The organism is Buttiauxella warmboldiae (assembly GCF_003818135.1).
GTDB lineage: Bacteria > Pseudomonadota > Gammaproteobacteria > Enterobacterales > Enterobacteriaceae > Buttiauxella > Buttiauxella warmboldiae.
The window spans coordinates 23667-41185 of the sequence record NZ_RPOH01000068.1; the positions used below are offsets into that span (position 1 = coordinate 23667).

The 17519-nt window shown below is 54.2% G+C and carries 15 protein-coding genes; 5 read left to right on the forward strand and 10 right to left on the reverse strand.

The features are described from left to right. Positions 1-2 precede the first annotated feature (2 nt). From EHN07_RS15655 to pepT, 4 genes are all read right to left on the reverse strand, one after another. On the reverse strand, positions 3-752 hold the full coding sequence (locus tag EHN07_RS15655; RefSeq protein WP_124024985.1) for a class I SAM-dependent methyltransferase: 750 nt from the start codon (positions 750-752) through the stop codon (positions 3-5). Then, positions 725-1696, reverse strand: coding sequence for an ABC transporter substrate-binding protein (locus tag EHN07_RS15660; protein WP_124024986.1), 972 nt, complete (start codon positions 1694-1696; stop codon positions 725-727). Before EHN07_RS15660 ends, EHN07_RS15655 begins: the two co-directional genes overlap by 28 nt. Then, positions 1696-3705, reverse strand: a complete 2010-nt coding sequence (locus EHN07_RS15665) for a TonB-dependent receptor (RefSeq protein WP_244202419.1) — start codon at positions 3703-3705, stop codon at positions 1696-1698. Before EHN07_RS15665 ends, EHN07_RS15660 begins: the two co-directional genes overlap by 1 nt. Positions 3706-4050: 345 nt before the next feature. Beyond that, positions 4051-5277 (reverse strand): peptidase T, encoded by a 1227-nt coding sequence (pepT, locus tag EHN07_RS15670; RefSeq protein ID WP_124024988.1) that lies wholly within the window; start codon positions 5275-5277, stop codon positions 4051-4053. 287 nt (positions 5278-5564) lie between these two features. Here pepT and potA point away from each other — a divergent pair, with 287 nt between their 5' ends. From potA to potD, 4 genes are read left to right on the forward strand one after another with little or no spacing between them, the layout of a single operon-like run. After that, positions 5565-6701 carry a spermidine/putrescine ABC transporter ATP-binding protein PotA gene (potA, locus tag EHN07_RS15675; RefSeq protein WP_124024989.1) on the forward strand — a complete coding sequence of 379 codons (1137 nt, stop codon included), beginning with the start codon at positions 5565-5567 and terminating at the stop codon, positions 6699-6701. After that, positions 6685-7542 carry a spermidine/putrescine ABC transporter permease PotB gene (gene potB, locus EHN07_RS15680; RefSeq protein WP_124024990.1) on the forward strand — a complete coding sequence of 286 codons (858 nt, stop codon included), beginning with the start codon at positions 6685-6687 and terminating at the stop codon, positions 7540-7542. The genes potA and potB overlap by 17 nt, the downstream gene beginning before the upstream one ends. Then, complete coding sequence (potC, locus tag EHN07_RS15685) at positions 7539-8330, forward strand: spermidine/putrescine ABC transporter permease PotC (protein WP_124024991.1); 792 nt, start codon at positions 7539-7541, stop codon at positions 8328-8330. Before potB ends, potC begins: the two co-directional genes overlap by 4 nt. Next, a complete protein-coding gene (potD, locus tag EHN07_RS15690) occupies positions 8327-9373 on the forward strand; it encodes a spermidine/putrescine ABC transporter substrate-binding protein PotD (RefSeq protein WP_124024992.1) in 1047 nt (348 codons plus the stop codon). The genes potC and potD overlap by 4 nt, the downstream gene beginning before the upstream one ends. A 61-nt stretch (positions 9374-9434) precedes the next feature. On the opposite strand, the gene EHN07_RS15695 is transcribed toward potD, so the two are convergent. The 6 genes from EHN07_RS15695 to lolC all read right to left on the reverse strand — a co-directional run bounded on the left by EHN07_RS15695 (position 9435) and on the right by lolC (position 16004). Further along, positions 9435-10751: an amidase gene (locus tag EHN07_RS15695; protein WP_124024993.1), complete on the reverse strand. Its 1317-nt coding sequence runs from the start codon at positions 10749-10751 to the stop codon at positions 9435-9437. Between the two features lie 303 nt (positions 10752-11054). After that, positions 11055-11876: a Sir2 family NAD+-dependent deacetylase gene (cobB, locus tag EHN07_RS15700; protein ID WP_124024994.1), complete on the reverse strand. Its 822-nt coding sequence runs from the start codon at positions 11874-11876 to the stop codon at positions 11055-11057. A gap of 3 nt (positions 11877-11879) precedes the next feature. Beyond that, positions 11880-12791, reverse strand: a complete 912-nt coding sequence (nagK, locus tag EHN07_RS15705) for an N-acetylglucosamine kinase (RefSeq protein ID WP_124024995.1) — start codon at positions 12789-12791, stop codon at positions 11880-11882. A gap of 72 nt (positions 12792-12863) precedes the next feature. Further along, complete coding sequence (gene lolE / locus EHN07_RS15710) at positions 12864-14108, reverse strand: lipoprotein-releasing ABC transporter permease subunit LolE (RefSeq protein WP_124024996.1); 1245 nt, start codon at positions 14106-14108, stop codon at positions 12864-12866. Further along, complete coding sequence (lolD, locus tag EHN07_RS15715) at positions 14108-14812, reverse strand: lipoprotein-releasing ABC transporter ATP-binding protein LolD (protein ID WP_124024997.1); 705 nt, start codon at positions 14810-14812, stop codon at positions 14108-14110. Before lolD ends, lolE begins: the two co-directional genes overlap by 1 nt. Further along, positions 14805-16004: a lipoprotein-releasing ABC transporter permease subunit LolC gene (gene lolC, locus EHN07_RS15720; protein ID WP_124024998.1), complete on the reverse strand. Its 1200-nt coding sequence runs from the start codon at positions 16002-16004 to the stop codon at positions 14805-14807. Before lolC ends, lolD begins: the two co-directional genes overlap by 8 nt. Before the next feature lie 301 nt (positions 16005-16305). Here lolC and EHN07_RS15725 point away from each other — a divergent pair, with 301 nt between their 5' ends. After that, positions 16306-17379, forward strand: coding sequence for an acyltransferase family protein (locus EHN07_RS15725; RefSeq protein WP_124024999.1), 1074 nt, complete (start codon positions 16306-16308; stop codon positions 17377-17379). The last annotated feature ends 140 nt before the right edge of the window (positions 17380-17519 follow it).

Sequence of the window (17519 nt, forward strand, 5' to 3'; positions counted from 1 at the left end):
CATTACTTCCAGCCAGCGACCACATAATCATCGAGGAATTGCCAGAGCGTCCCCGTTTCAGTAAAACCCGCCTGGCGCAGGGCTGCAAGCTGAAATTCGACCGTGGTGGGCAGCGGTGTCGGGCGGTCGTTAAAGATAGCGGCGCGCGCCTCTATCAATTCAGCCAGTTCAGGGTGACAGGTGACCGATTCAAACCAGGTGTCCCAGTCCTGTACCCCCGCGCGCCAGGCTTCTTTCTGCGTGCTTTCGTCATGAAGCTGGGCAATCATCTTCTGACGTGGATTGCGACTATCAAATCGCTGATGGTCGGCGTTCATAAATACACCACCTTCATCCAGCAGGTTAAAGATGTTGCGATAAAGTGCGACCTGCTGTTCTGGCAGCAGCCAGTGTATGGCCGTGCTGGAAACAACGGCCTGCGGTTTGTCAGTTATGACCCGGAAGCAATCTGCGGTTGCCATATCGCCGCTGAAGAACTGAATGCGATCCCGGTATTCAGACAAAGCTTCTTTTGCCAGAGCAAGCAGCAGCGGATCCAGATCGATAGCCGTCACTCTTACGCACGGAAAGCGGTTCAGAAGACGCATGCTGAATGAGCCCGGGCCGCAAGCGAGATCCAGCACATGAAATTCTTCACCATACGTCATCGCCAGTACCTCCAGCGTGGCGTTATATCGTTCTTCACGATAAGCGATATAGGCGCTTTGTTGTTGATCCCAGTTGTTCAGTAAGTCGCGAGCGGGAAAGGCCATTTTTGTTCCTTAGCGTGCATTTGCGTGACAAGTCGGTGAAGGGCCAGAACCGAACGTGCGGATGCGTCCATGTCGTAGCCCGGTAAAATGATGTAACGTTTTGCTTTCACCGCCCTCATACCGGCGGTGAGTGGATGCCGTTCAAGAAAATCGATTTTGCTGCGGGCGCTGTCACCCTCCCCTCCCCTTGGCAGGTCGCCCAGAATCAGGTAGTCAGGATCCCGTGCGGCGACAACCTCCCAGCTCATGGCAGGCCACAGTTCAGCGCTGCTATCAAAGATGTTCTTACTGCCGATGGTTTTGGTTAACAGCTCAGAAGCACCATAACCGCCGGCCACGTAAGGCGTTGCTGTACCGGAATACCACCACATGAGCGTTCTGTGTGGCAGCTTTATACGCCTGTCGGCGGCAACCTGTTGTTTCAACTCCTTGATAAGCGTCTCTGCGCGCGGTTCCACGCCATATATACGCGCAATATTACCCAGCTCCTCGTAGATGCTTTCGAAGGTTACGGGCGCAGGAGTCCGGCTTTGAAGACCATGGCACATCCCTTCAATTAGCCAGCTTCCAATCCCCCATTCAGAGAATCTGTCGCGGCTGGCGGTCTCCGGGCTGTTAAACCAGTAATAGCTGCCTGAATAGATAAAGTCTGGCCGGGAGCCCAGCAGGGCTTCTCCCGACCAGGGTGAACTGTCGATACGTGCTTTTAGCGGTTTGTACCACGGGGATGGCGCGCTATCTTCATCCGGCTGGTAACCCACAACGCTGATAATGGAGTCACCCAGACGCAGTGCGAGCAGGTTTTCCATCGCGGTCGGCATATAGACAATAGCCCGCTGTGGAATATGCTCAAACGTCCAAAGCTTCCCGCAATTTTGCAACGTAATAGGGTGTGCAAAGCTGACGGAAGTTGCCAGTAAGGTGAGGAAAGCAAGGCGTTTCATTAGAAGCGCATGTTGACGTAGGCTTCATAAGTACGGCCTGGCGCAATCATTTCCTGTCCTGCATAAGTACGCTGCCAGGTGTAGAAGCGATCTGTCAGGTTACGCACGCGGGTACCCACGGTAACGCTCTTAATGACTTCATAATCGGCGTTCAGGTCGACAGTGGTGTAATCCCCCATTTTGTTGGTGTTGGCATCGTCGTTATAGCTGCTGCCCACATAGTGGAGCTGTGCCCCCAGCCCCAGTTTGTCAATGGGCATATAGCGACCAGAAAGATTAGCCGTCCACGCCGGTATATAGCGCGGCTGATTGCCAGAAAGGTCCTGCGTACCCTGTTTGAAATCGTCAAAGCGCGCATGGGTATAAGCCACATTCCCCGCCAGCGCGACGCTATCCAGCGGTTTCATCGTTGCGCTGAATTCGATGCCGCGAGAAGTCTGTTTACCAACCGCATTCCATACGCCAGCCTGGGTTGCCGAGCGCTGAAAAAGATTTTTTTTCTGAAGATGGTAAACGGCGAGCTTCATTTCTCCGCGATCGAAAGTCCCTTTTACGCCGGCTTCATATTGCTGAACGTCGGTAAGCGGCAGTGAAGTTTGTTGCGGGCTGACAAAGAAGATATCGCTGCCGGGCTCTTTACCCATGGAATAGTTGGTATACGCCGTCCAGCTATCGTTAATAGCCCAGCTCGGCCCTACGCCAACGCTCATGAAGTTATAGCTACGTTCGAGGGTTTTATTATCCTGCTGATAATGCCAGCGTACGTCCATGCTGGTATAGCGCAGCTGGCTTAACAGGGCGACAGAGTCCGTGATATTCAGGTTGTCTTCCAGCAGCAATGCATACTGGTTCTGCGTGATGTGACGAACAGGTGAACGCATCTTGCCCCCCGCACCTGTGCGGAAGTCATTGGATGCTGGCCGGGTCAGCAGAACATCTTCGCCGCCAGGGAAGCCGTTAGAATAATACTGGAATTCACGTTTTGAAAAATCGACACCGGCAGTCACGCGGTTGGCGAATGCTGCAATCGGGCGATCCCAGGTGACCATGGTACGGTTGCCAGTCAGCTTGTCATCATGAGCAATATCGCCATACGAATCGCGGGTAACGTAGCCTGCTTTCTGCGACGGGTAATAGCGTTCAACGTTCTGCCATTCGCGGAAGCCTTTGTAATAGTAGAACTGGTTATCAAAGGTTAAATCTGGCGTGGCATACCAGGACTGGGTCGACTGGAACGAGGTCGCCTGACTGCGAATATGCGCATCCTGAAGATTGTTGTAATTCACATGGCCCAGGTCGCGATCGACTTTGCCATTGATAACTGGCGTTCCAAAATAGGGATTGCGCATATCCGTTAAGCTACGGTCGATATCAAAGGTAACCTGAGTAGTAGCGGTCGGCGTCAGCAGGAGCTGGGCGCTGACGCGTTGCGGACGACTGCGCTCTTTCTCAACCTGAGTGCCGATATTGGACGCGCTGATATCCATGCGGCCTGCGGCAACGCCATCGAGAAGCGTTCCCCCCGCGCCGAGGTGGGCACGGTGGCTGTTATCACTTGACCAGCTATAGTCAACCTCAAAAGGCTGGCGACCAAAGGTTGCCCTGCGTGAAATCAGGTTGACGCTGCCGCCAGCGGAACTCAGGCCATTCAGAACAGAGCCTGTGCCATACAGGATATCCACATTTTCGTAATGAACGGGATCGGCAATCTGAATGGTGCTACCGGGTACCTCCACACCGTTTAGCAGCCAGGAAATACCGGAAAATCCGCGTAGCGAAACGCTATTTGAGAGTGTGGGAGCGCTGGTGCCGGACATGCCGGCAGCTGTCTCAACGACTTCGGTAAGGGTGCGTTTGCCTTTAGCCGTTATGGTACCTGCACTGATGGTTTCAGTATGGCGCGGCGTCTGTTTATCGGTTAAACCGAGACGTGAGGCCGAACCGGATGCAAGCCGCGCAGAGTCGGATTCGGCTAAATAGCCGGATACGCCTGCGCTGGTAACTATCATGGTGTCGTCTGCTGCGTAAGTCAGGGGAGAAATACTCGCGCCTATGGTAAGGGCTATTAAAGAAGGCTTCAGTTTCATATATCGGCATTAATCATTTATTGAGATGTTATAACATAACACATATTATAAAGAAAAAAAGTAGCCGACGCTTATCAAGGGATAAAGTCTTATTCAGGGTTATTGACCGGCTGGCCGATCCCAGTTGTTTGATGCAGAGTGAGGCAGCGATGGAGGTCTGGCAGGAAAGTAGTGATGGGAAATCCAACAAAAAGGTTCCCCACCCTTTTATTTTTAATCCGATAAATCAGGTGCTGAGGGCAGTAAGCATCAGCACCTGGTCCGTCGTTAGCTCTGCTTTGCCGTCAGCTCAGCAATGCGCACAATCACCGCTACCGCTTTTTCCATTCCTTCCAGCGTCACAAACTCGTGTTTGCCGTGGTAGTTATAGCCGCCGGTGAACAGGTTCGGGCAGGGCAAACCTTTGAATGACAGTTGCGCGCCGTCGGTGCCGCCACGAATCGGCTTCATGATTGGCTCGATATCACAATCACGCATCGCCTGCTGGGCCACTTCCACAATGTAAGGATGCCCGGCGACTTTTTCGCGCATGTTGTAGTAGCTGTCGTCAATCACCAGTTCGATATAGCAATCCGGGTGCAGCCCTTTACCCACTTTTTTGGCAATCTCCATCATCTTGCGTTTCCGGGCTTCAAACTGCTCGCGCTCAAAGTCGCGGATGATGTAATGCATTTCAGCACGGTCAACGGAACCTTTAATGCCGTGCAGATGATAGAAACCTTCGTAGCCTTCGGTGCATTCCGGGCTTTCGCTGGCGGGCACTTCAGCATGAATACGCGCCGCAAGCGACAGCGCATTAACCATCACCCCTTTTGCCGAACCGGGGTGTACGTTATTGCCGACGATTTTAATCGTCACCGACGCGGCGTTGAAGTTTTCACATTCCAGCTCGCCCACGCCGCCGCCATCCACGGTATAGGCCCACCGCGCATCAAATGCTTCAACGTCAAAATGCTTCGCCCCTTTACCGACCTCTTCATCCGGGGTGAAGGCCACGCGGATATCGCCGTGCGGGATATTCTTCTCTTTCAGCACCGCCATCGCCGTCATAATTTCAGCGATACCGGCTTTATCATCGGCGCCCAGCAGCGTTTTGCCGTCGGTAGTAATCAGCGTCTGGCCCAGCAGCTGGTGCAAAACCGGGAACATCACCGGTGAGAGCACTTCATCGCCAATGCCCAGCGCAATGTCACCACCACGATAGTTTTCAACAATCTGCGGATTAACATTTTTACCGGTGAAATCAGGTGCGGTATCGACGTGGGAGATAAAACCAATTGCCGGGACCTTTTTATCCACGGTAGAAGGAAGCGTCCCCATCACCGTGCCATGATCGCCCAGCGTCACATTCACCAAACCCATCTCTTCCATCTGCTCTTTTAATAGCCGCAACAGTTTCCACTGCCCTTCGGTGCTGGGAACCTGTTTTACGCCAGATTTGGACTGCGTATCAAAAGAGACATAATGTAAGAAACGTTCAAGTAATTTATCCATGGCGCTACCCTCAATTTTTGTGGCTTCATTATCAGTAAGCCACGGATGCAAATATTGCGTTAGGTCACTTTAAGCCCGGCTGAGTTGAAAATAGTCACCCATGAGAGGCAAGGCGAGCGGATTGGCTATTTATGACCATAATCATAGGCAAAACCCGCGGCCTGAAAGCATCAAGGATTGGCGATTTCAATGCTTTGCCGTAGAATGCCTGCCCTTACTTCACGTGCAGCAACCGCAAGGTGGTTAATCACAAACCCCGCATCAGCCCGCAATTTGATGCGTCTTTTATGGGACAGCGTAAAAAATTGAATACTCAGCTTCGTTCGCTCTCGCCGCTGGTAGAACTAGCGGGGGTTGGTAAGAGCTTTGACGGCAAAACCGTTATTTCTGATTTATCTCTCACCATCAATCATGGTGAATTCCTGACGCTCCTTGGCCCCTCCGGCTGCGGCAAAACTACCGTGCTGCGCTTAATTGCCGGGCTGGAAAGCGTTGATGCCGGCACTATCGTACTCGATAGCCAGGATATCACGCAGGTTCCGGCTGAACATCGCCACGTCAACACCGTCTTTCAAAGCTACGCTCTGTTTCCTCACATGACCGTTTTTGAAAACGTCGCCTTCGGTTTAAGAATGCAGAAAACGCCCGCCGCGCAGATTGCCCCACGCGTGACTGAAGCGTTAAAAATGGTGCAGCTAGAGGCGTTTGCCCAACGTAAACCCCATCAGCTTTCTGGCGGCCAGCAGCAGCGTGTGGCGATTGCCCGCGCCGTGGTCAATAAGCCGCGTTTGTTACTGCTTGATGAGTCGCTTTCGGCGCTTGACTATAAACTGCGCAAGCAGATGCAGAACGAGCTTAAAGCGCTGCAGCGTAAACTGGGCATCACTTTCGTTTTTGTCACGCACGACCAGGAAGAAGCGTTAACCATGTCCGACCGGATTGTGGTGATGCGCGATGGGCGCATTGAGCAAGACGGCACGCCGCGCGAAATTTACGAAGAGCCCAAAAACCTGTTTGTGGCGAGTTTCATTGGCGAAATTAATATCTTTGATGCAACGGTAATTGAACGCGTCGACGAGCAGCGCGTGCTGGCGAATGTCGAAGGGCGCGAATGCCATATTTATGTCACCATGCCGGTGACCGCCGGGCAACGCTTGAAAGTGCTATTGCGCCCGGAGGATTTGCGCGTCGAGGAGATCAACGATACTCACGTTGCCGATGGCTTAATTGGTTACGTGCGCGAGCGTAACTATAAAGGCATGACGCTGGAATCTAACGTTGAGCTGGAAAATGGCAAAATGGTGATGGTCAGCGAATTCTTTAATGAAGACGATCCTGATTTTGACCACTCCCTTGACCAAAAAATGGCGATTAACTGGGTAGAAAGCTGGGAGGTCGTGCTGGCAGATGAAGAGCTCGCGTAAACTGCAGAATCTGGTGATTGCCACCATCGTCGGCTGGCTGGTGCTGTTTGTCTTTCTGCCCAACCTGATGATCGTCGGGACCAGTTTCCTGACGCGTGACGACGCTAACTTTGTCAGCATGGTCTTCACGCTGGACAACTACGCCCGGCTTGCCGATCCGCTGTATGCTCAGGTGCTGCTGCATTCGCTGAATATGGCGCTGATAGCCACCCTCGCCTGCCTGGTCCTGGGTTATCCGTTTGCCTGGTTTCTTGCACGACTGCCGGAACGCGTACGCCCGCTGCTGCTGTTTTTGCTGATTGTTCCGTTCTGGACTAACTCCTTAATTCGTATCTACGGGCTGAAAATTTTTCTCAGCACCAAAGGCTATATGAACGAATTTCTGCTGTGGCTTGGCGTGATTGATACCCCGATCCGCCTGATGTACACCCCGAATGCGGTGATCGTAGGCCTGGTGTACATCCTGCTGCCGTTTATGGTGATGCCGCTTTACTCCAGTATCGAAAAGCTTGATAAGCCCTTGCTGGAAGCGGCGCGCGACCTGGGTGCCAGCAAGCTCCAGACCTTTATCCGCATTATTATTCCGCTGACCATGCCGGGCATTATTGCCGGCTGTCTGCTAGTGATGCTGCCGGCGATGGGGCTGTTTTACGTTTCTGACCTGATGGGCGGCGCGAAAAACCTGCTGATTGGTAACGTGATTAAGAGCCAGTTCCTCAACATTCGCGACTGGCCGTTTGGCGCAGCCACCAGCATTACGCTGACGCTGGTGATGGGGCTGATGCTGCTGATTTACTGGCGCGCCGCCAGCCTGCTGAATAAGAAGGTGGAATTAGAATGATCGGTCGCCTGCTCCGCGGCGGCTTTATGACCGCCATCTACGCGTATCTGTATATCCCGATTATCATTTTGATCGTTAACTCGTTTAACAGTTCGCGCTTTGGTATTAACTGGCAAGGCTTCACCGGCAAGTGGTACCGCCTGCTGCTGAATAACGACAGCCTGCTGCAAGCGGCGCAACACTCGCTGACGATGGCGGTATTTTCTGCCACCGCCGCCACGGCCATCGGTTCGCTGACGGCGGTGGCGCTGTATCGCTACCGTTTTCGCGGCAAGCCTTTTGTCAGCGGCATGCTGTTTGTGGTGATGATGTCGCCCGATATCGTGATGGCCATTGCGCTGCTGGTGCTGTTTATGCTCCTGGGCGTGTCGCTTGGCTTCTGGTCGCTGCTGTTCTCCCACATCACTTTCTGCCTGCCGTTCGTGGTCGTCACCGTCTATTCACGGCTCAAAGGCTTTGATGTGCGAATGCTGGAGGCGGCAAAAGATCTGGGCGCCAGCGAGCTGACCATTCTGCGCAAAATCCTGCTGCCGCTGGCAATGCCTGCGGTTGCGGCGGGCTGGCTGCTAAGCTTTACTCTGTCGATGGATGACGTGGTGGTTTCCTCGTTCGTAACCGGGCCGAGCTATGAAATTTTACCGTTGAAGATTTACTCAATGGTGAAGGTCGGCGTTTCACCCGAGGTGAACGCGCTGGCCACCATTCTGTTAGTGCTCTCGCTGCTGCTGGTGGTTGCCAGCCAGCTTATTCTTCGTGATAAAACCAAAATTCAGGGGACGTTAAAATGAAAAAATGGTCACGCCACCTGCTTGCTGCGGGTGCTCTGGCGCTGGGTATCAGCGCTGCACATGCCGACGATAGCAAGACGCTTTATTTCTATAACTGGACCGAATACGTGCCGCCGGGGCTGCTCGAGCAATTCACCAAAGAGACCGGTATCAAAGTGATTTATTCGACCTACGAGTCGAATGAAACCATGTACGCCAAGCTGAAAACCTATAAAGACGGCGCTTACGACTTAGTGGTTCCATCGACCTATTTTGTGGCAAAAATGCGCAAAGAAGGCATGATCCAGAAGATCGACAAAAGCAAACTGACTAATTTCAAAAATCTCGACCCTGAGATGTTAAATAAACCCTTTGACCCCAACAACGATTATTCGATTCCGTACATTTGGGGCGCGACGGCAATTGGCGTCAACAGTGATGCCATCGACCCGAAAACGGTCACCCGCTGGGCGGATTTATGGAAACCGGAATACAAGCAAAGCCTGTTGATGACCGATGACGCGCGGGAAGTGTTCCAGGTGGCGCTGCGTAAGCTGGGTTATTCCGGCAACACCACCGACCCTAAAGAGATCGCAGCGGCCTATCATGAACTGCAAAAGCTGATGCCAAACATTGCGGCCTTCAACTCCGATAACCCGGCTAACCCGTATATGGAAGGCGAAGTGAATCTCGGGATGGTGTGGAATGGTTCGGCCTATGTCGCCCGCGAGGCCGGAACGCCGCTGGAAATCGTCTGGCCGCAAGAAGGCGGGATTTTCTGGATGGATAACCTCTCGGTGCCGGCAAATGCCAAAAATGTCGAGGGTGCGCTGCAGCTGATTAACTTCCTGCTGCGCCCGGATGTGGCAAAACAGGTCGCGGAAACTATCGGCTACCCCACGCCAAACCTTGAAGCGCGCAAGCTGCTGCCAAAAGAGATCTCGGGCGACAAGACGCTTTACCCGGATGAAGCGGTACTGAAAAACGGCGAATGGCAGAACGACGTTGGCGAGGCCAGCGCGATCTATGAGTCTTACTATCAGAAGCTGAAAGCGGGCCGGTAGGTCCAGCCGGCGGATGGCCCTACCCTGCACCTGACTCCATATAGGGCAGAAAAGCGTAGCGTCATCCGCCAGTGTTTAATGCCGTTTCACACGCCAGCGCCAGATTCAGCAGTGATGTTTCATCCCTCTCACCCGATAAAATTTCCATCCCTACGGGTAACCCGCCGCGGCTGATGCCACACGGCAGCGTAATCGCCGGCAATCCGCTGATGGCGGCCAGCTCCGGGGCGCAGCCTGGCGGCATCTTTTCAAGCGTTTTCGGCAGCTGGCTTACCGTTGGATACAGCAATCCCTGGATATTATGCCGTGCGATCGTCTCGCTTAAGCACTGGCGTAACCGACGGCGAAATCGGCGCCCCGCCAGCCATTCGGGATTTTTCAGGGTGTTTGCCTGCAGTAATCGGGTAATAAACGGCGAAAATTCGGGCAGGAACTGCTGTGAGGCGAAAATGGCAGCCAGCCCCGCCGGAGCGTTTGCATAACCTTTTAGCCAGGCATCAAAAGCAATGCGGAATTCATAAACGCTCAGACAGGTGCTCTGGCGCACGCTCTCCAGCTCGGGCAATGTAACGGGAATGATGACGGCACCCGCGCGCCGCAGCACTTCCAGCGCGGCCTGCCACACGGTTCCCTGCATCTCGTCTTCGCCTTCAAGCGCGGAAAGCACGCCAAGACGAACGCCTGACAGCGGTATTTGCTGTAAGACCGTGGGATTTTGCCCGTGGATTATAGCGTGCAGCAACGCGGCATCGCGCACGGTGTGCGCCATGGGTCCTACCGTATCCTTACTCAAAGAAAGAGGCGCCACGCCTTCCAGCATTTCCCGTCGATGCGCAGGCCTTAAACCAACCAGCCCGGTGTAGCTTGCGGGAATACGAATCGCCCCCCCGGTGTCCGTTCCCAGCGCCCCCTCTGCCATCCCGGCAGCAACCGCCGCCGCGCATCCGCCGCTCGAACCTCCGGCCGTAATGTCCATAGCGAAAGGATTACGGACATCGCCACCCAACGAGCTGCGCGAGCGAACGTCAAAGGCAAATTCGGACATATTGGCGCGGGCGAGGATTATCGCTCCCGCATTTCGCAGCCGCTGAACCGCCAGCGAATCCGATGCGGCGCGCAGCGAGGCCAGCGCCCGACACCCCAGCGTGATGGGCATTGCGGCGCAGGCGATATTATCTTTGATGATAAGAGGAAGACCGTGCAGCGGACCGAAAGAAAGGCCGCGTCGCTGGGCCCGATAACAGTCTTCTGCCTCAGCGCGGGCATCCGGATTAACGCCGAGAATGGCATTCAGCCGGCTATTTTTTTCAATCGCCTGCAACCGGCTGGCGATATCGTCACGGCAGTCAGCGACCGTCTTCAGGCGCATAGCTTTCATCTGGTTTCCCGTAGTGAATACGTATGCAAATAAAGTAGGCATAAAAACAGACGTTGTAAATGTTTGTGGTTGAGACTTGAAGGGAAGATCAAATAGCGAATGAGCAGAGTGATGACAAACCCCAGACTTTCGCCAAACGAACAGAGTCCATCAATAAAAAACAAGCAAAATCAATTTATTGATTTCGTCCGCTCGCCACAAAGAAGGTAAAACCACGCTTTACCCTTCTTTGTCAGCAATCCCGGATGAGGTTGCTATTTTTCCCCTACGCCAGACTGCTCGCAGGGTGAAAATATCCGCTGTTTAAAGCCCTTTTAAAAGCTTGTCGACGTACTCCGGCACCACTTCGCTGGCTAAACCGTAGAATTTCTCCTCAAACTCGCTGCCAACCTGGCTTGGTTCAAGGTTCAGCTCAACGGTATGCGCCCCCTGCAGACGCGCTTCATGGACAAACCCGGCGGCCGGATAAACATGCCCTGAGGTGCCGATAGCGATAAAGTAATCGGCCGTCGCCAGCGCCTGATAAATGTCATCCATGCCGAGCGGCATTTCGCCAAACCACACCACGTGCGGGCGCAGCGGCGCAGCGAGCTGGCAACAGTGGCAACGATCTTCACGCGTCACATCGCCCTTCCATTCCAGTATTTGCCCGCTCCGGGAACAGCGCACTTTCAGCAGCTCGCCGTGCATATGGATAATGTTTTTATTACCGGCACGCTCATGCAGGTTATCAATATTCTGCGTGACCAACAGGAAGTGGTCGCCCAGCTCTTCCTCCAGGCGCGCCAGTGCGAGATGCGCTGCATTGGGCTTAATTTCCGCCTGCTGAAGCTGCAGGCGGCGGGCGTTATAAAACGCCTGTACCAGCTCCGGGTCGCGGGCGAATCCTTCTGGCGTCGCCACATCTTCAACCCGATGCTCTTCCCACAATCCGTCGGTGGCGCGGAAAGTACGAATGCCTGACTCAGCGGAGATGCCCGCTCCGGTTAACACCACAACTCTGGGTTTTTCCATCGCTTCGGGTCCTGGTATGTCTCTGAAAAATGCCCGCTGACGCAAACGCTGGCGCAGCAGGCGCTTGGTTTTGCGAAACCGGCTTAATCGGTGCTGACGACGCGAAAGCATAGTTTACTCCGTGAGGTGGAGGAATGCCGCGCCACGCATGCCGCCGGCATCCCCGTGACGCGCAGGTTCAATGCGCGGGACTTTTGCCACCGGCAGAAGGTATTTTGGTAAACGCTCGGGCAGCTGCTGGTACATCTCGCTAAAGTTAGATAACCCACCGCCAATCACCACCAGATGCGCATCGATCGCGGTCAGCAGGCTGCCCAGGCAGCAGGCCAGCAGCTCAACAAAGCGCTCAACGTGCGCCACGGCTTTGTCATCGCCTGCACGGAAGCGGGCGACAATTTCTTTGGCATCCAGCGCTTCAGAGTAGAAGTGCTGATAAACCCACGCAAATCCGCGCCCGGAAAGGTAGTTTTCAATACAGCCGTGTTGACCACAGCCGCAGCGCGTGAGGGGGATATCGCGGCCCAGCACGTTAAGCGCATCCACCGGCAGACGGGTATGGCCAAATTCACCGGTAATATAATTGCGCCCGGTGATAGATTTACCGTTCACAATGATACCGCCGCCCACGCCGGTGCCGAGAATCAGCCCCATCACCACCGGATAGTCACGGAATTCATCGTCCCAGGCTTCGGAGAGCGCAAAGCAGTTGGCGTCGTTATCCATGCGCACTTCACGCCCGAGCATGGCGCTGAGATCGGCCTGCACCGGCTTGCCGCTGGCGGCAGGAACGTTTGCCGCATATAGCGTGCCATCGTCAGTGACGGGCATACCGGGAATGCCAATCCCCACCGAGCCCTGGATACCAAAACGGCTATCGGCTTCCTGAACCAGGGATGCGATAGCCGCTAAAAAATTCTGATAGCTGTCATGCGGGGTGGGAAGACGTTTTTCCCATTGCAGACGGCGCTCGCTGTCATATACCCCAAGAGCCATCTTGCTGCCGCCAATGTCGAATCCGTAATACATTGTATCCCCTCATCCCCGTCATACTTAGGGTTGCAGCGCGCTGAACCTAACCCTAAGCATCCAGAAGATCGATTATTGTCCGCTTAATACTCGCGCCGGATCGATATTACTGGCTCGCCGCGCCGGATACCAACTGGCCAGCAAACTCAGTAACAACGCTGTGATCAGTACATAAAATACGTCCAGCCAGTGAAGCTCTGATGGCAGAAAATCAATAAAGTAGATATCGCCGGAGAGGAACCGGTGGCCGATTAACTTCTCAATCACGTTGATAATAGGGGTCAATTGCAGGGAGGCAAACACCCCCACAATCACGCCGCTGACGCTGCCCAGCAGCCCAGCCAGCAGGCCGTACCAGACGAAAATCGCGCGAATCAGCCCGTCTTTCGCCCCGAGGGTACGCAGCACGGCAATATCGCTGCTCTTGTCTTTCACCGCCATCACCAGCGTCGAGACGATGTTAAAGCAGGCCACGCCAATCACCAGCACCATGGCCAGATACATGATGGCGCGGATCATTTGAATATCGCGATACATATAGCCATAGGTGCCAATCCAGCTTTTGATATAGACGTAAGCGTTAGTGACTTCGCCCGCGTCGCGCACCAGCTTATTGGCGTTGAACACGTCATTCACCTTGATGGCGATGCCGGTTACGCTGTCGCCCATATCCAGATAGCTTTGCGCATCCGCTATCGGCACCATGGCCAGACTGTGGTCAAGCTGGCCGCTGAGCGCCAGAATACCGATGACATGCAGGCGCACTCGCTTCGGCTGCAAAAGCTTAGTGCCGCCATCGCTGTTCGGGATCATGATAGAGATCCAGTCGCCCTGCTTCACTTTCAGGGCGTCGGCCACGCCTTTACCGATAATGATTTGCTGCTGGCCCGCTTTGAAATCCTTCCAGGCGTGGTTTTGCACGTATTGCGGCAGCGCGCTCAAGTGCGTCTCCTGCTCGGGATCGACCCCTTTCACCACGATAGCGCGCAGGTTAGCGCCGCTTTCCACCAGACCGGTAAAGTTGATGTAGGGTGCCGCCGCCACGATACCTTTGACCTTCTCTACGCGTTGCAGCACGCTGTTCCAGTCGTGGAATGGCTGATTCACCGGCTCGATTTCGCCGTGCGGCACCACCGCCAGCACGCGGTTATTCAGTTCGCGCTCAAAGCCATTCATCGCACTTAGCCCGACGATTAATACCGCCACGCCCAATGCGATGCCTAAGGTTGAGATAATGGAAATCAGTGACACCATGCCGCTGCGGCGACGCCCGCGGCTAAAACGTAAACCAATCAGCAGTGACAGTGGTGAAGCCATTAATCGGCTCCCATTAAAGTCAGATCGCTGGTCAAGCGGCCATCATGCATTTCAAGCTGGCGGGACATGCGTTTAGCCAGTTTCAGGTCATGGGTGACCACGAGGAATGCCGTGCCCTGGCGCACGTTCAGCTCGCCAAGCAGTTCAAAAATGCTGTCGGCGTTACGCGCATCAAGGTTACCGGTCGGTTCATCCGCCAGCACCAGACGCGGGTTGTTCACCAGCGCACGCGCAATCGCCACGCGCTGGCGTTCGCCGCCGGAAAGCTCAGAAGGACGGTGGTTGCTGCGGTGATCTAGCCCTACCGCTTTAAGCATTTCCAGCGCCCGCTGCCGGGTTTCATCGGTATTCTTTTTGCCGATCAACAGCGGCATGGCCACGTTTTCCATGGCGGTAAAATCAGGCAGCAGGTGGTGAAACTGATAGATAAAGCCCAGCTCGCGGTTACGCAGTTCGGCTTTCGCCGAAGAGGACATCGAGCTCATCGCTTTGCCGTTAAAAATCACATCGCCAGAGGTTGGAGTATCCAGCCCGCCCAGCAGATGCAGCAAGGTACTTTTGCCGGAGCCGGAGCTGCCGACAATCGCCATCAGCTCGCCGGGGTTAATGCTGAAGCTGACATCATGCAACACGTCGGTGTGCACTTTGCCTTCCTGATAGCGTTTGCACAGCTTGTCACACTGCAACAGGACAGAATCACTCATAACGTAAAGCCTCAGCGGGAAGCGTCGCGGCAGCACGCCACGACGGGTAAAGCGTGGATAACAGCGCGACCGCCATAGCAACAATCGCAATTACAGTAACTTGTAGCGGGTCGATAGCCACCGGCAGCACCGCCCCATCCAGCAGCGCGCCAATAATCGGCATCAGATTGTTTAGCTGGCTGGCCAGCAGCGCTCCAAGCAAGGCGCCAAGCAGCGCGCCAATCACCCCTGCGCTCGCCCCCTGCACCATAAACACCGCCATAATCTGGCGCCGGGTTAGCCCCTGGGTCTGAAGAATGGCGACTTCGCCCTGCTTTTCCATCACCAGCAGGCCGAGCGAGGTGATGATGTTAAATGCAGCCACCGCCACAATCAGGCTCAGCAGCAGCCCCATCATATTTTTTTCCATGCGTACCGCCTGGAAAAGCTCGCCTTTGCGTTCGCGCCAGTCTTTCCACTCGGTGCCCTGCGGCAGCGTTTGCTGGCTTAATACATCAACCTTTAGCGGCTCGGCCAGCCACAAACGCCAGCCGGTGATATTACCCGCCGGGTAGCGCATCAGGCGTGAGGCATCCTGCTGGTTCACCAGCATCTGGTAGCCATCGACTTCGCTGTTTGCCGCAAAAGTACCAATCACGTTAAACAGACGCTGGCTTGGCAAGCGCCCCATCGGCGTGAACTGGCTGGCTGACGGCACCATAATACGGATGCTATCGCCACGTTTAATGCCCAACTGTCCGGCAAGCTGCTCGCCGAGAATCACGTTATATTTTCCGGCCACCAGCTCGCTCTGCTTCACGTTGACCAGAAACGGTGACAGCGGATCTTTTTCCTGCGGCTGCACGCCGAGCATGACGCCGACAGCCACGCTGCGCGCGCTTTGCAGCACCACATCTCCAGTTGTGACTGGGGCAATACGCGTCACGCCCTGGAGTTTGAGCTCTTTCGCTGGCAGCGTTTCAGGATTAATCGAGCCGCCGGACGAGGTGATAATTGCTTGTGGCATCAGCCCAAGAATGTTGTTTTGCAGCTCGCGCTCAAAGCCGTTCATCACGGAAAGCACCGTCACCAGCGCCATTACGCCAAGCGTAATCCCGATAGTCGACAGCCAGGAGACGAAGCGACCGAAGCGGTCTGCTGCTCGCCCACGCATATAGCGCAGACCTATAAATAACGCGACAGGTTGATACATGTATTCCGTCTTGTTGCAGTTGCGGAGGCAAAGTTGGCGAGAAGTATATAAGCGATACCGTATCAAGTAAATGAAACATAACGTTTTTTTGATATTTCACCGCGGGTGAAATGCTAATGAAATCAAACTCATAACATCTTGTTTTCGCAGTCAAAGCTGCGCCAGCCTGCCGATTATTTCACCCTGCGGAATTTCCGATTTGCGCCGGATTGTTACAAAAACAGACAAATCAGCTAAAAAAACGGCGCGCTTTCTTCCACCCTGAAGCTAAATTCAGGCCAACGGAAGATAAAGCCCGCGTATGAAAAACAAACAATTGTGGATCAACCATATTAAGGGGTTGTGCATTTGCCTTGTGGTTATCTATCACTCGGTCATCACCTTTTACCCGCATCTGCTGCCGTTTCAGAGCGGGCTACCGGAGTACGTCGCCAAAAGCTGGATCTACCTGAACCTCTACCTGGCACCGTTTCGTATGCCGGTGTTTTTCTTTATCTCCGGCTTTTTAATCACCCGCTATATTGAGTCGGTGAAATGGCGCGACTGCGTGGATAAACGGCTGTGGAACATCTTCTACGTGCTGCTGCTGTGGGGAGTTTTGCAATGGCTGGGAATTGCGTTAATTAACCAGTGGCTGGCCCCGGAACTGGTACGTAACCCCGCGTCGAACGCCGCCTATTCGGAAACGCTGCTGCAATTTGCCAGCAGCATGGCAAAAGCCAGTACCAGCCTGTGGTATCTCTATGCGCTGGTGCTCTATTTCCTGGTATTTAAGAGCCTGCGCCGGTACAAAGTTCCGGTTATCGCGCTATTGCTGGCGGTGAACGTGGTGATTAGCTTGATGCCGCTGCCGTGGTGGGGCATGAACAGCGTGGTGCGCAATATGTGTTATTACGGGCTGGGAGCGTGGTTCGGCACGCAATTAATGACTGCAATGAAAGAATTTAACCTGCGCCAGCATCCTCTGATTTGCATGGCCGCCGCCCTGCTCTCTGTAGCCTTGTATCTGGTAAAGGTTCCGCTAGTGATTTCTGTGGTATCGATATTTGTCATCATGAAGCTGTTTTATCTGCTTGATGGCTGGCACGAAAGCCGTAACGATGCGTTCCTTAATATTGTCGGCACCAACACGATTGCTATCTACACCACTCACCGCATCGTTATCGAAGCACTCAGTTTGTTCACCCTTGGGCAGATTAGCGCCGGACGGATTTCCGATAACCTCTTGCTCGCTATTCTGATGGTTTACCCGTTTGCCAGCCTCGCGATTTGCACGTTATTAGGATTAGGTTTCAGGAAATTCTCGCGTGCTGCGTTTGGTGACGTGTTCTTTTCGCCGCCAGCTAAATTAGTGCCCGCAACGCAGGCGCGTTAAGCCACGCTCTGTTGACGATGGATCCCAGGTTGCGGTGCGATTGTGTTGCTAATACCAAACGATCGCGGATAATAATAAGCAACTTATTGACGCATCCGGTGCTCCTGTAAGATGCAACCTGTGAGATTCTGACAGCCGCT

What these genes read in the sequence shown, in the direction of transcription:
- EHN07_RS15655 (WP_124024985.1), bottom strand. Translation starts at nt 752, where the DNA reads ATGGCCTTTCCCGCTCGCGACTTACTGAACAACTGGGATCAACAACAA.
- EHN07_RS15660 (WP_124024986.1), bottom strand. Translation starts at nt 1,696, where the DNA reads ATGAAACGCCTTGCTTTCCTCACCTTACTGGCAACTTCCGTCAGCTTT.
- EHN07_RS15665 (WP_244202419.1), bottom strand. Translation starts at nt 3,705, where the DNA reads ATGATAGTTACCAGCGCAGGCGTATCCGGCTATTTAGCCGAATCCGAC.
- pepT (WP_124024988.1), bottom strand. Translation starts at nt 5,277, where the DNA reads ATGGATAAATTACTTGAACGTTTCTTACATTATGTCTCTTTTGATACG.
- potA (WP_124024989.1), top strand. Translation starts at nt 5,565, where the DNA reads ATGGGACAGCGTAAAAAATTGAATACTCAGCTTCGTTCGCTCTCGCCG.
- potB (WP_124024990.1), top strand. Translation starts at nt 6,685, where the DNA reads ATGAAGAGCTCGCGTAAACTGCAGAATCTGGTGATTGCCACCATCGTC.
- potC (WP_124024991.1), top strand. Translation starts at nt 7,539, where the DNA reads ATGATCGGTCGCCTGCTCCGCGGCGGCTTTATGACCGCCATCTACGCG.
- potD (WP_124024992.1), top strand. Translation starts at nt 8,327, where the DNA reads ATGAAAAAATGGTCACGCCACCTGCTTGCTGCGGGTGCTCTGGCGCTG.
- EHN07_RS15695 (WP_124024993.1), bottom strand. Translation starts at nt 10,751, where the DNA reads ATGAAAGCTATGCGCCTGAAGACGGTCGCTGACTGCCGTGACGATATC.
- cobB (WP_124024994.1), bottom strand. Translation starts at nt 11,876, where the DNA reads ATGCTTTCGCGTCGTCAGCACCGATTAAGCCGGTTTCGCAAAACCAAG.
- nagK (WP_124024995.1), bottom strand. Translation starts at nt 12,791, where the DNA reads ATGTATTACGGATTCGACATTGGCGGCAGCAAGATGGCTCTTGGGGTA.
- lolE (WP_124024996.1), bottom strand. Translation starts at nt 14,108, where the DNA reads ATGGCTTCACCACTGTCACTGCTGATTGGTTTACGTTTTAGCCGCGGG.
- lolD (WP_124024997.1), bottom strand. Translation starts at nt 14,812, where the DNA reads ATGAGTGATTCTGTCCTGTTGCAGTGTGACAAGCTGTGCAAACGCTAT.
- lolC (WP_124024998.1), bottom strand. Translation starts at nt 16,004, where the DNA reads ATGTATCAACCTGTCGCGTTATTTATAGGTCTGCGCTATATGCGTGGG.
- EHN07_RS15725 (WP_124024999.1), top strand. Translation starts at nt 16,306, where the DNA reads ATGAAAAACAAACAATTGTGGATCAACCATATTAAGGGGTTGTGCATT.